9 protein-coding genes are annotated in these 13,322 nt (G+C 59.2%); 2 read left to right on the top strand and 7 right to left on the bottom strand.

The window, feature by feature from the left end; genetic code table 11:
- Positions 1 to 6: 6 nt before the first annotated feature.
- The 5 genes from HMPREF2751_RS05950 to glf all read right to left on the bottom strand — a co-directional run bounded on the left by HMPREF2751_RS05950 (position 7) and on the right by glf (position 6,200).
- A complete protein-coding gene (locus tag HMPREF2751_RS05950) occupies positions 7 to 597 on the bottom strand; it encodes a phosphatase PAP2 family protein (protein ID WP_049171825.1) in 591 nt (196 codons plus the stop codon).
- Positions 581 to 2,641, bottom strand: a complete 2,061-nt coding sequence (locus HMPREF2751_RS05945) for a glycosyltransferase (RefSeq protein ID WP_070595672.1) — start codon at positions 2,639 to 2,641, stop codon at positions 581 to 583. Before HMPREF2751_RS05945 ends, HMPREF2751_RS05950 begins: the two co-directional genes overlap by 17 nt.
- Before the next feature lie 200 nt (positions 2,642 to 2,841).
- Positions 2,842 to 3,855 (bottom strand): alpha/beta hydrolase, encoded by a 1,014-nt coding sequence (locus tag HMPREF2751_RS05940; RefSeq protein WP_049171829.1) that lies wholly within the window; start codon positions 3,853 to 3,855, stop codon positions 2,842 to 2,844.
- Positions 3,856 to 4,037: 182 nt separating this feature from the next.
- Complete coding sequence (locus tag HMPREF2751_RS05935) at positions 4,038 to 4,967, bottom strand: EamA family transporter (RefSeq protein WP_246823163.1); 930 nt, start codon at positions 4,965 to 4,967, stop codon at positions 4,038 to 4,040.
- Between the two features lie 36 nt (positions 4,968 to 5,003).
- Positions 5,004 to 6,200: a UDP-galactopyranose mutase gene (glf, locus tag HMPREF2751_RS05930; RefSeq protein ID WP_042388989.1), complete on the bottom strand. Its 1,197-nt coding sequence runs from the start codon at positions 6,198 to 6,200 to the stop codon at positions 5,004 to 5,006.
- 329 nt (positions 6,201 to 6,529) lie between these two features.
- On the opposite strand from glf, the gene HMPREF2751_RS05925 reads away from it, so the two are divergent.
- Both HMPREF2751_RS05925 and HMPREF2751_RS05920 read left to right on the top strand, forming a co-directional pair.
- Complete coding sequence (locus HMPREF2751_RS05925) at positions 6,530 to 8,035, top strand: N-acetylmuramoyl-L-alanine amidase (protein ID WP_070595671.1); 1,506 nt, start codon at positions 6,530 to 6,532, stop codon at positions 8,033 to 8,035.
- A gap of 85 nt (positions 8,036 to 8,120) precedes the next feature.
- Entirely contained in the window at positions 8,121 to 10,544 is a 2,424-nt protein-coding gene (locus tag HMPREF2751_RS05920) for an N-acetylmuramoyl-L-alanine amidase (protein WP_070595670.1), read from the top strand.
- A 52-nt stretch (positions 10,545 to 10,596) separates the two neighbouring features.
- Here HMPREF2751_RS05920 and HMPREF2751_RS05915 read toward each other — a convergent pair whose 3' ends face one another.
- Both HMPREF2751_RS05915 and HMPREF2751_RS05910 read right to left on the bottom strand, forming a co-directional pair.
- A complete protein-coding gene (locus HMPREF2751_RS05915; protein WP_070595669.1) occupies positions 10,597 to 11,430 on the bottom strand; it encodes a Cof-type HAD-IIB family hydrolase in 834 nt (277 codons plus the stop codon).
- 6 nt (positions 11,431 to 11,436) lie between these two features.
- Positions 11,437 to 13,086 (bottom strand): 1-acyl-sn-glycerol-3-phosphate acyltransferase, encoded by a 1,650-nt coding sequence (locus tag HMPREF2751_RS05910; protein ID WP_049193146.1) that lies wholly within the window; start codon positions 13,084 to 13,086, stop codon positions 11,437 to 11,439.
- Positions 13,087 to 13,322: the final 236 nt, after the last annotated feature.

Raw genomic sequence — 13,322 nt, 5'->3', positions numbered from 1 at the left:
CCTGTGTCACTGTGCATTCCTTTCCGCAATGGAGGGCTGTCCGCCCTGGTTATGCTGCGCCTTTTTCGGCTCGATGACCTTATCACCTATCTTGTCCACCGCAAGAGCAGTGGCTGTACCCAGCGCTGCTCCGAGAGCGACATCGGTTGGGTAATGCACTCCCAGCACTAAGCGGGAGAGCATAATCGCCGGCACTCCCACGGCCGGTGCTGCCGGGTAACCCAACTTGGCAATCCCCACCAACGCCGCCGTCGTCGACGTCGCGTGCGAGGACGGGAAACTCAGCTTGCTCGGTGTACCAACGCCGATTGCTATACGACGGTCATGGGGACGCGGGCGACGGACAATGCGCTTAAGCACCACCGATGCCGCATGCGAGGTAAAGGCGGCCACACCGACCTTTGCCCAGCCAATGCGCCGCTCCTTATCCACCGCCGCCCCGAGGGCAGCGAGCCCCATCCACCCAAGGGCGTGCTCACCGAAATAGCTCATGGCACGTGCGGTGGGCAGCACACCCGGGACGTCGTTAAGCGTGTGCTGAATATTAACGAGAACGTCCGACTCGCCGAACGGATCGCCTTTAATTTTCGAAGACATTCGCCCAGGCCTTCCTACTGGTCAGATCGTCATAGGCTGCGCGGTAGCGTGCCTGCATTTGCTCAAACCGTTCCTCAACCTGCTTTTGCAGCTCCCAGGATTCTTCCAGCAGAGCCTTGGCCTTGTCGCGGTCACGCTGGCGATACACCACGCCACGGCCGTCAGCGGTGGTAACGGTGGCACCGTCCAAGCGAGACAGGGAGAACCAACGAGCCTCCAGCGGCGCCAGGTTTGCCTGCGGCACATCGTGGTGCTCGGAGTTTTCCGGGCGCACGCTGTGCAGCAGCCCCTTGGCCAGCCAACCGACCTTCTTCAGCTTGCCCAGACGACCACCGACATCCTTTGTCGGAACCCCCGGAATACCGGAGGGCTTTGGCAGATCGCCTGCGCTCGGCAGCACAACCGCGTCGGGGAAGCTCTTGCGCAGGGCATTGATGCGCGGCAGCGAGGACTCGAGAATATCGAACAGGTGCTCCGGGCCTGCCAGGAAGTCCTTCATGGCTTCGTTCTGGATGGCAACAGTGGAGTACTCCAGGCACAGAAGGTGCTTGAAAGTGGCCTTGCGCATGGAACGCACGATACCGGCAGCATCGCCCTCGTGCTGAAGAGCCGCGACAATCAAGCGGTTGCGCAGGTGGAAGTACGCCTGCCAATCAATCGCATCGTCTTTGTCCGACCAGGCCATATGCCAAATTGCGACGCCCGGCCACGTGGCCGTCGGAAAGCCTGCCTTACCTGCGCGCAAACCGTATTCGGCATCGTCCCACTTAATAAACAGCGGCAGTGGCTGACCGATTGTCTCAGCGGCGACGCGCGGAATCAGGCACATCCACCAGCCGTTGAACTCAACATCGATGCGACGGTGAAGATCCTTCGAATCGACAACCTCACCGGTTGCGTTAGTGCCGTGCTCCCCGCGATCGCGCAGTGGGTGCGCATAAAAGTCGTGGTCATAGTGGACGTGCGGAGCGGAAGTCCACATGAAGTCATGGCGGCCGATGACTTCACCCATCGAGTGCAAGTGGCTGCGCTCCTGCAGGTTCAGCATCTGACCGCCGACCAGCATCGGGGACTTCGCGAACCGGCCGACAGCGACCGCACGCAGAATGGAATCCGGTTCGATGGCGATGTCGTCATCCATGTAGAGGATGAACGGGCTATCGGTCGCACGCTTCGAATCCGAATCCGGACCGCCCAGGGCCTCATACATAATGCGGGAGTACCCGCCGGAACCCCCGAGATTTCCCTGCGGGAAAATACGCAGGCGGTCACCAAAGTGCTCGGCGACAGCATCAAAGCCCGGCTCGTCTGCCGGGTGCTTGGTGCCCTGGTCAGGCATCAAAACAGCATCGATGATGGCATCGACCTCAGGATCCGAGGACAGCGCCTCAAGAGCAGCAACTGCGTCGGTCGGGCGATTGAACGTCGGGATACCGATAGTGACGCGCCCCTCCGGCGCCGGATGCTCCGTGCCGTCCGGGTACGTCTGGCTCGGCGCCTCGATATCGGAGTACCAACCTGCGGAGTGGATTACCACGTCCGTCTCACAGGTGAGGTCAAACCAAATCCAGCCGCCGTCTTCAAATTGCGTCAGCGGTACTGGGATTTCGCAGACGTGCACATCCTTGCCGTCCACCTTGGCTTCTGCACCTTCAGCCGCCGCACCCAGATCACCGACAACTTCGCCGGTCACGGCGATACGCGCACCGTCAATCTTCGAACGGTAAATGTCCACGCGCGCAGTACCGGACAGTTCCAGGCGCAGGACAACATTGTCCAGATTCGTCCACCGGCGCCAGTAGCTGGCCGGAAAAGCATTGAAGTAGGTTTCAAAACTAACTTCATCACCCGCCGGAATGGTGGCTGACGTGCGCGAATGCGCTTGCACACGACCGGCATTAGTCTCCGGCTCAACCAAGTAGAGCGAGCGGACATCACGGGGCTCACCCAACTTTGGCAGCAAAATCCGCTGCAGGCGTTCAACGGCAAGGCTTGACGACGTTGTCGGGGTATGTGTCCGCTTTTGTTCAGGCTGTGATGCCATGAGACGTATCAACCACTTTCCGAAAGGTCTACCGGGGGTGTTGCCGCCGATAAGTTACCGACGTTTCTATCTCATAGCATCCTAGTGCCCGTGGCGGATTGCCTCTTGTTGCCACGCTAGCGACAGCCCAGAATGTGAAAGCCCCTACGCGCTGCGGACTATCTGCTGCGCATAGGGGCTTTTTCGTTCAGTTTGTAGTTTTAAGCTCCGAGGAAACCTTCGATGCGGGCCTTGGAGTTCTGGAGGTTACGATCCCAGGTCGGCCAATCGTGGATACCGGTCTGCTCGTATTCAAACGTCGCATCCAGACCGGAGGTACGAGCACGCAACTCAAACTCGCGGGTGGACAAGCGGGACAGCGACTCCAGCGCAACGCCACCGGCCTTCGGGACGACCCGGTAGAGGTTCTTCGGGTCGCGAACCTCATCCGGAACACCATTTGCCGAGGTAATAACCAAATCCAGCCCCTTCATCTTCTCGACGTTCAGGTACGGATCATTGCGGACACGCTCCGCTGACATAGGCGCACCCCACATGTCGAAGGAGCTGTAGCCAGCCGACAGCTGAGCAGCCTCAATTGCAGTGGTCATACCCGGCGCAGTGGTGTGCAGGTAACCGGAGAAGGCAAGAGCCTGACCGAACTGGTCTCGGTGGTTGTATGCCAGCGACAGTGCAGCAGATGCACCCATGGACAGACCTGCAATGGAGTTACCAGTGCGAGAAATGCCGAACTCACGCTCAAGGTAAACCGGCAGTTCCTGGGTCAGGAAAGTCTCCCACATGTTTACAAACGGGCCGTGCACACTAACCGACGGACGCTTCCAGTCGGTGTAGAAGCTACCGCCGCCACCACCTGGAATAACCAGGTTGACGTTGGATCCTTCAAAAGTACGTGGGGCGTTACCGTGCTCCACCCAGTCAGAGGCATCAGCCGGGCTACGCAGACCATCTAGCAGGTAGAGAGCCTTGTTACCACCATTGGCAGAGGCCACAATCTGAACCGGAATATTACGGTCCATGGCCGGCGAATAAACCTGGCACTTCTGGGTGAAGTACTGGTACGAATCCCACTCACAACCCGGGCGCAGCGAGCCTCGGTCACCCGCCGCGCTCGCGGCCGGCGCCATGGTCAATGCAGACGCGGCCACAGCTACTGCGGACGCAACGGCTGCAACCTTTCGACGCCAACCACGGAAAGTAGAGGTGATTTTCACGTGTGCATTCTCCTCACAATGTGCGATTCCCCACGGCCGGTGGGAACTATCAGGCGTGTTTCCGCTTCAGGGAATTACCTTAAGAAACAATAAATCTTCGACAAACTTACCCGCATTCACTGTCGTTTTCCAGCAGAACACGTCGAGACCCCACTTTTCGGCGGGTTCTGGTATCCGCATTTTTACTGCGCAAGCCCCCGCAGCTCGCGCGACTCCCGCGCCCCGCGCCAGGTAATAATCGCACCGGCCACCGCGATCAGCACGATGCCCAGCGCCATGGACCAGGTCACTCGGTCACCGGAAAACGCCCAGCCCAGAATTGCACCGATGACCGGGTCCAGCGCGAAGAGCGTGCCGACGACCGCCGCTGAGACAATCCCCGCAGCGATGGTGTCCATCACGTAGGGAATAACAGCACCAATGAACCCAGAAACAACGATGGTGACCCACATCGAACCGTCGACAAGCGGTGCGGCGGAAACAGAAAACGGCGCGAGCACGATTGCTGCGACGACCACTGACAGCGCCAGATCCGGCATGCCGCCGCCCTCGGAACTGCCCATTCGGGCGGAGAAGAGCGTGTAAGCGCCGAAGAAGATCGCGCCGATTGCGGCGTAACCAATGCCGATAGGGTCCAGGTCATTGGAGGGCTGGGCAATCAGTGCAACGCCGATGAAAGCGACGATGGCCCACAGGCGGGAACGCCACATTTTCAGTCCCAGGAAAGACACGACGCAGGGGCCGAGGAAGTCGATGGTGACGGCGACACCCTGTGGGAGGCGGGCGATGGCGGCGTATATCATCATGCTCATCATGCCCATGGCGATGCCGTAGACCACGATGTTGATGGCGCGAACGCGGGTCATTCCGGACAGTTTTGGTCGGAACAGAACCACCATAATGATGGCGGCGGCGGTCATGCGCAGGCCTGATATGCCCGGCGCGCCGACCGTGGAAAGCATGCCAGTGACCAGCACGGCTGCAGCCTGGGTACCAAGAGAACCGATAAGAACCAGAATGACAGGTGCCACTGGCAGGGTGAGAAACTTGTTCACACGCTGCAGCAATGGCCCCTGCTGGGGAACTTCGGTTTGGGTTTTCTCACGCGACACTCGCGCAATACTAGCGCGGGAGCCGGAAGCGGCAAATTAGTGCCCGCGCTCCTGCTCGATTGCTTCGCCGTCGTTGAAGAACGGCGCAATCTTGTTGTCGAACATCGACAGTGCAGAACCGATTGCCATGTGCATGTCCAGGTACTGGTAGGTGCCCAGACGACCACCGAAGAGAACCTTGTTCTCCTGCGCTTCTGCTGCAGCGAGCTTGCGGTAGGCCTCCAGCATCTCGCGGTCTTCCGGAGTGTTGATCGGGTAGTACACCTCGTCGCCATCGTCGGCGAAGCGGGAGTATTCCTTAACAATTACCGTCTTGTCCTTGACGTAATCGCGCTCCGGGTGGAAGTGGCGGAACTCGTGGATACGGGTGTACGGCACATCCGCGTCGTTGTAGTTCATCACTGGAGTGCCCTGGAAATCGCCGGTGTTGACAACCTCCATCTCGAAGTCCAGCGTGCGCCAACCCAGCTTGCCCTCTGCGTAGTCGAAGTAGCGGTCCAGCGGGCCGGTGTAGACGACTGGGGCGTCCGGGGAGACAGCGCGGAGTTCGTCGCGCACCTCAAACCAGTCGGCATCGACAACGACGTCAATCTTGTCGGAGGTCACCATGTTTTCCAGCCAGGCGGTGTAGCCGTCGACAGGCAGACCTTCGTAGGTGTCGTTGAAGTAGCGGTTATTAAAGGTGTAGCGAACAGGCAGGCGGGTGATGTTGCCGGCCGGCAGGTTCTTCGGGTCGGTCTGCCACTGCTTGGCGGTGTAGTGCTTGACAAATGCCTCGTACAGCGGGCGACCAATCAGGGAGATTGCCTTTTCCTCAAGGTTCTTCGCGTCACGCGGATCCAGACCATCGGTCTGGTCCTTAATCAGCTGGCGCGCCTCGTCCGGGCTGTAGTACTTGCCGAAGAACTGGTTGATCAGCCCCAGCCCCATCGGGAACTGGTATGCGGTGCCCTTGTACATAGCGAACACGCGGTGCTGGTAGTCGGTGAAGTCAGTGAACTGGTTGACGTAGTCCCACACCCTCTTATTAGAGGTATGGAACAGGTGCGCACCGTACTTGTGCACCTCGATGCCAGTCTCCGGCTCTGCCTCCGAGTAGGCGTTGCCGCCGATGTGGTTGCGACGTTCGACAACGAGCACGCGCTTACCCAGCTCAGTGGCGGTCCGCTCAGCAACGGTCAAACCGAAGAAACCCGAACCGACCACGATGAGGTCGTAGGTGTTGTCCTTGATGTCCTGTAGGGACTTCGGAGCAAATTCATTGGCAGTGGTGTTCTTTTCGCTACTCACGCCTTAAAACCTATTGCATTTCCATCCGGTTTGCGGGTGTACACGCGGGCTTTACGACGTCCACGTGAGCCCAGCCCAACGTTCGTTTGGTCACATTATTTGATAATTTTCCCAAAATTAACGAGGAAACACAGATGTCTCACTAGATTTTTTTAGTCACACTGGTAACATCCTCCTCAGAATTTTCTGTTGCTTTGCAACTTTCCTTCCCTTCGACCCCGGGTAGACCTCGGGTCGATAACCCTGTACCCCATTTCTTTGGAGCTTTTACCGTGCCAACTCGCCGTCGCATCAATGCCCCGTCGATGGGCCGTCGCACCTTCCTCTATGGACTGGCAGCAACTACTGCCGCAGCTCCGCTAGCAACATGGGGTATTCGCCAGGCCCCTACCCTGGTTGAAAGCCCAGGCGTAGGCCCCATCGCAGCCAAGATCTCGACATCGCCGCTGGTTGACGCTGTCACGATGATGATTGACGACGCAGCCGTCGGCACGCATGCCATTACCGATGCCCTGCACCCGCTTCGCGGATTCGTAAAGGACATCACCCGCGACGAACCGTTCTCCCAGTTCGCACTCACCTGGCCGGGCGATGACAATCTGCAGCTTTACGTTCGCGCCGAGCGCGAAGACGGCAGCTTTGGCCCGTGGTTCCACGCTGATTCACACGGTCCGATGAATAACTCCGGGCAGTCCGGCACCGAGCTGCTGTTCGTTGAGCCCACCCGTCGCGTGCAGGTGTCGACTGTCGGCCTGAATCTCCTCGAAGGTCTGGATCCCCGCAACATCATTGGTATCGACAACCTTGACCCCGCCACTATCGGCGGTTCCCTGCAGGACCTCGTCAGCGCTACGGCCGCGTTGTCCCTCAACGCCGTCCAGGCAGTTTTCATCGACGGCGTAGAGCAGGTCGGCGAGGTTATTCAGCCAGTTGCATACGAGTCGTCGATTTCCGGTGCGCCAAATGTAATCAGCCGTGCAGCGTGGGGCGCAGATGAGTCCATCCGCAGTGGTTCGAGCTCCTACAGCACTTTCAAGGGCACGTGCATCCACCACACCGCGGGTTCCAATAACTACTCAGAGTCCCAGGGGCCAGCCATTGTCCGTGGCATTTATGCCTACCACGCAAATACGCTGGGCTGGGGCGATATTGGCTACAACGCGCTGGTCGATAAGTACGGCAACATCTACGAGGGCCGCTACGGTGGCCTGGACAAGAACATCGAGGGCGCACACGCAGGTGGCTTCAACAACGGCACCTTCGGTATCTCGGTGATGGGCAATCACGACCAGCTGGAGATTCCGGATGCGGCCGTCACTGCACTCGGCGAGATGGTCGGCTGGCGCATGAAGGTCGGTGGCGTCGATCCGATGTCCACCGCCGCGCTGACCAGCGCCGGCTACTCGAAGGCACGCTACAGCTCCGGCCAGACCGTGAACCTCCCGGCCATCTTCGGTCACCGCGACACCGGCTACACCTCCTGCCCGGGCACCTTCGGCTACCAGCAGATGGATGCCATCCGCGCTGCAGCCAAAGCCAAGTTTGATGGTGCCGGTGGAGCGGATATCGCCGGCCGCTCGACGGATCCGAACAACCAGGACGGAGAGGCCGCCAGCATTCCGCCGATTCCGGGCACCGGCGAATCGGGCGACAACGGCGGTTCCCTCGGAAACGTGGAAACGCCCACGCCAGGCGAGGTTGTTGGTGAGTTTCTAACTGAATCCCTGCCAACCAACCCTGCCGAAGCTACGCAGGCCTGGTTCGCACCTCAGAACTAAGCCCCCCGCTTATCTAATCCAGGCATAACCACATCACATTTGTGGTGTAACACCAGATTTTCGTAATCACCCAGGAGTTATTACCGTGTTTAGTCGCCGCCGCATCAATCGCCGCGCAGGTGCCAAGCAATCCTTGGTACTCGCTGCCGTGGCGACCCTTGCCCTGACACCCGTTGCCGTTGTCGGCGCAGGTGCCGCTTATGACCTCATTGAGGAAAACGGCGCCGGCCCCATCGACCCGGTTGTCCAGAGCAAGTCGCTTGCAGACAGCGTCTCCGTTCTCGTCGAAGATGCAGCAATCGCAACGCAGTCGCTTGCCGACGAAGCTCATCCCAACCGCGGTGTCGTCAAGGAAATTACCTCCGATACTGAGTTTTCCCAGTTTGCGCTGACGTGGGCCGGTGACCCTGATATCGCCAGCTTCGTCCGCGCCGAGCGAGCAGACGGCTCCTGGTCCGACTGGTTCAGCGTCGACCCGGACTACCCCGCTGAAGGCAATGGCAACGGCCTGAACGGAACGGAGCTCATCTACATCGAGCCAACCAAGCGTGTTCAGGTTTCCACCCACGGACTTAACATCTTCGGTCCGGGTTCCGGCGTGGATCTGAAGGACATCAAGGGCGCTGAGAAGCTGGATTTGTCCAAGCTCAACCTCGACGAGATTAATGCCGAGGGCGCCAAGAAGGCCGTGGAGGATGCAAAGGATTCCGCTACGGATGCGGCCAAGGATGTCGCCGAGGCCGCATCCGACTACCAGCAGACTCCGGATGCAGCTCCTGGGGACGCACTCGATGACCCGACTGCTCCGAACGCTAACGACGCTGCAAATCTGGACTCGCCGAATCTCCCAGTGAAGTGGACGGACATCGAGCCGGTCGCCGATGAACTGCCAATCGACCAGGTCGACGCAGTGCTAATCGACGGCCAGGCTGCTGCATCCGGCATCGACCCAATTGTGGATGCCAAGAATGTCACGGGCATGCCGAAGGTCATTACCCGTGCCGGCTGGGGCGCCAACGAAAATAACCGCTGTAAGGGCGCGGACTACGACAGCAAGCTTGTCGGTGCCACCGTGCACCACACCGCTGGTTCAAACAACTACACCGAGAGCCAGTCCGCTGGTATCGTCCGCGGCATTTACCAGTACCACGCACAGACTCTGGGCTGGTGCGACATCGGATACAACGCCCTTGTCGACAAGTACGGCAACATCTACGAGGGCCGCTACGGTGGGCTGGATAAGAATGTCCAGGGCGCACACGCAGGTGGCTTCAACACCGGTACTTTCGGCATCTCCATGATGGGTAATTACTCTTCGGTTGCTCCCAGTGAGGCTGCACTGAACTCGGTGGGCAATATGATTGGTTGGCGCCTGAAGGTCGCCGGCATCAAGCCGACCGGCCAGATCCAGATGACTTCGGGTGGCACCAGCTACTCCAAGTACGGATACGGTAAGCAGGTCACTCTGCCGACAATCTTCGCGCACCGCGACGTTGGTAACACCACCTGCCCAGGTGATGCTGGCTACGCCCAGATGAGCAAGATCCGCTCGATTGCCGAGAAGAAGTACAACACACTCACCAGCGGAAAGATTGATAATGAGGGGCCTGACGGCTTGATTGATCTCCTCGTTCCGCAGGATGAAAAGGACGATAAGACCACCGAGAACACAGACTCGCAGTCGAGCGAATCGACCGAGTCGAGCACGTCCACCTCGACCACTTCGACCACCTCGGCATCCACGGGTACGTCCACGACCTCGTCCTCCGAGAAGTCCTCGAGCGCATCGAGCACCACTTCTTCGACAACGTCGAGCTCCGACTCGACCACCTCGGGTACTTCGAATACCTCGGAGCCAACCGACGCCACGAACACCGGTGACACTGCTTCGGCTGACTCCTCCGCACCGTCGGCAAGCGAGCAGAGCAACTCCTCCTCGCCGAGCGCATCCGACGAGCAGCAGAAGGCACAAGCTCTGGAGACAGTCTCGGGTGCACGTTCGATGCTGGCCTCGGCGCTGGGCATGCTCGGCGCACCGGGGCTCGGACAGACCGCCGATGCGATTCTGGGTGCCGTTGGACGCTCCATTGAAAATGGCCCATCGATTGCTGACCTGCCGGTCCTGATTGACCAGATCATCACTATCAATGAGCAGAACGACCTGGCTGCCGAATGGCGCCAAGTCTCCGAGGAAATGGGCTCCGTTCTCGGTTACGCAATGTCCGGTATCCAGAGCGGTTCTACCGTGGCGAACAATGCTGGCCAGGCCGATGCCCTGCGCTACGTGAAGTTCTCCAACGGCGTAATCACCGACTCCGACACCACCGGCGCGCACGCTATCTGGGGCAAGATTGCTGATGAGTGGGCCCGCCAGGGCTTCGAGGTCGGCAAGCTGGGCGCTCCGACGAAGACCCAGGTGGTCGATGGAAACATCGAGCGCGCTGAGTTCCAGAACGGTTCAATCACCTTCGACCGCACCACCGGCGAAGTCAAGACCGAGCTGAAGTAAGCGCTGTCGAGCGCTGGGGGAGCTAGCTGGCGCGGGAAAACCTCGAGGCTAGCTAGAACCAGCGCTCCAGCACACGAGCAACACCGTCATCATCATTGGTGGCGGTGATTTCGTCTGCAATCTCCTTGACGTTGTCAGCCGCATTGCCCATGGCCACACCCGTGCCCGCCCACGACAGCATCTCGATATCGTTCGGCATGTCACCGAAGCAGACCACATCCTTCGCGGTCGCTCCGACCAGTTCAGATACGTATTCCAGCCCGGCGCGCTTAGTCACGCCCGGCGCGGACACCTCCAACAGCCCGTCGGGCATGGAGTAGGTCACATGTGCCAAGCTCGCGTCAATTGCGGGGGCGACCAGCTCATATAGCTGGGCACTGTTTACATCTGAGTTTCGCAGCAAGAGTTTCGTCGCGGGTTCTGACAACACGGCCTCTTCAGCAAGCTCACCGTGCTCATCCGATTCCCACGCATGGTCATAGGACGGCGCCACCACAAAAAGCTCATCGATGGCATCATTCGCCGACGTCCCAGCGCGCTCTGCCGCAATGCCGATTCCACCGATGGATTGCGCCGCTTCGCGCGCATGCTTGACGACGTATCGCAGCGTCTCCGGCTTCAGTGTGTTGGCGGCAACCACTTCGTCACGGCCGGAGTCGTAAATCACGGCACCATTGGCACACACGCACAACGGCTGAACCGGCAGCTGCTCGAGCACTGGTTGCAACCACCGAGCCGGCCTTCCCGTGGCCAGCACCAACGGGGTTCCGCGGCGTAGCATTCGCGTGACGGCCTGTCGCAGGCGGGGAGTTACCCGCTCCCGCGAGTCGATGAACGTCCCGTCAATATCCGAAGCTACGAGTAGTGGATGTAGTCTCTCGGTCACTTCGAACTACTTGCCGTCCTCACTGTTGTCATCTTCACCGTCATCGCAGAACCGGTCGTGCAACAACTGCAGCGTTGCGGCTACTCCCCCATGCTCGACAGTGTCGATTACCCAATCCGCGTTCTTCAGCAGGGACCAGTCCGCATCGGCCGTAACTACCGGCATGCCGACACGCTGTGTGGCTTCCTCAAAGTTCGAGCCACCGGCAAAAAGAATCGCGGTTTCTTCCTTGCGAGCCTGCTTGCGCAGCGTGCTAACCACCGCATTTGTGACGTCCAGTTTGCTGGCGCCCTCCGGGAGTTCCACGACCTGCAGGTCAACCGACTCCAAAGCCGATAGATTCGGCTTATCTCCCGGTTCGTGCAGAACAACGATTGTGGCTCCGGCATCGCCGAGCTGCTGCAAGGCCTTCATGTTTTCTTCGCTGATATTGCCCGCGTCGTCGGCAAGCGATGCGGGGTAATCGAAGATGAACGTCTCCGGCTGAGCGGTGATGAGCCTGTTCAAGCGCTGTGGAAGCTTGTCGCGAATCATCATCGACTGGCCGATAAGACGGTAAACGGTCTGCTGCGTCTGCTCGACACCGGAGGCGGAGGCCTTCTCTAGTTGCACGTACGCTTCGCGGAAGGTCACGCGCATCGAATCCGTGGCAGTACGCACGGACTCCTTGCTCTCCTTAGCACCGGCGACAACATCATCAGCCATCTGTTCCACAGACTGACGGAACTGCGCCAACAAGGCGGTCGTCTGTTCCCTTCGGCGAGCAGACTCCGCGCTCATCGTTTGCGAGGCATCGAGGAACTGCTGCCTGGTCTGATCGCCGAACTCACGCGCACTATCGCCGAATTCACGTGCCGACTCGGCTAGCTTTTCCTTGAATGCGGCCAGATCACCGCGCAAATGACGGATACGCTGACGCTCTTCTTCGACTTTCAGGTCCTCTGCCTGGGCCTCTTCGAAAGTCGGTGCGCCGCCGCCAAGGCGAGCCGGTACCCAGTAGGCGCCCTTCGGCAGGGGACCTTCTTCAGCTGCGTACTCGTCCCAGAGCTGACGGACACCCTGATCCATGATTTCGTGTAGCTTTTCGGTGGCCTCTGCCGGATCGCCCTCCGGGGTCCACGGCGGCAAAACCGTAATATGAATCGGAGTATTACTGCGACCGAGATGCTTGGGGTGCCCCTTCGTCCACACGCGCTGGGATCCCACAATCAGCACTGGGATGATGGGCTTGCCGGTGCGCTGCGCCATACGCACCGCACCCGACTTCAGATTCTTGACTTCAAAGCTGCGCGAGATAGTCGACTCCGGGAAGATGCCTACCAACTCGTCGTTTTCCAGCTTTGCGCAGGCCTCTTCGAAAGACTTGGAGCCGTCGGTGCGGTCGACCGGAATGTGCTTACAAGCACGCATGATTGGGCCTGCAATCGAATGGTCGAAAACTTCCTTCTTCGCCATAAAACGGACAAAACGACGATGCTTGCGGAATGGAAGACCGACATAGGTGAAGTCCATGTATCCGGTGTGGTTAGTAACGAGAACGGCGCCAGAGTCTTTCGGCACGTTTTCCCAGCCCTTAACGGTGAACTTCAAACCTTGGGCAAAGAAGACGGTGCGCGCCAATCCGATAATCGTTAAGTACACAGGATCCTTGAACATGGCCTTTACTCTACAATCTTTCGCACCCCTTAGCGGGGCGATATGTACTGGTATCTGAGACCCATGAATAAATGTCGTTACAGGCCCAGATCTATGTGTAAAAACCAGGTACATCCCCCTTGCGCGTACTGCGCACCTGTCATACAGTCCCGGTACACCCCATAATCGCTTTTACCACCCCCGTTATGGGGTGAGCTCCGCTGGTGGGCATTCATTCCAAAAGTAGTAAACCTCTA

This window comes from Corynebacterium sp. HMSC063G05 (genome assembly GCF_001810555.1).
Lineage (GTDB): Bacteria > Actinomycetota > Actinomycetes > Mycobacteriales > Mycobacteriaceae > Corynebacterium > Corynebacterium jeikeium_D.
Note: the sequence above shows the minus strand (reverse complement) of the source record. Positions and strands in the feature narration are given on the sequence as shown.

Excerpts from the sequence above, each read along its gene's own strand:
- HMPREF2751_RS05945 (WP_070595672.1), bottom strand. The coding sequence starts at position 2,641 with ATGGCATCACAGCCTGAACAAAAGCGGACACATACCCCGACAACGTCG.
- HMPREF2751_RS05910 (WP_049193146.1), bottom strand. The coding sequence starts at position 13,086 with ATGTTCAAGGATCCTGTGTACTTAACGATTATCGGATTGGCGCGCACC.
- HMPREF2751_RS05950 (WP_049171825.1), bottom strand. The coding sequence starts at position 597 with ATGTCTTCGAAAATTAAAGGCGATCCGTTCGGCGAGTCGGACGTTCTC.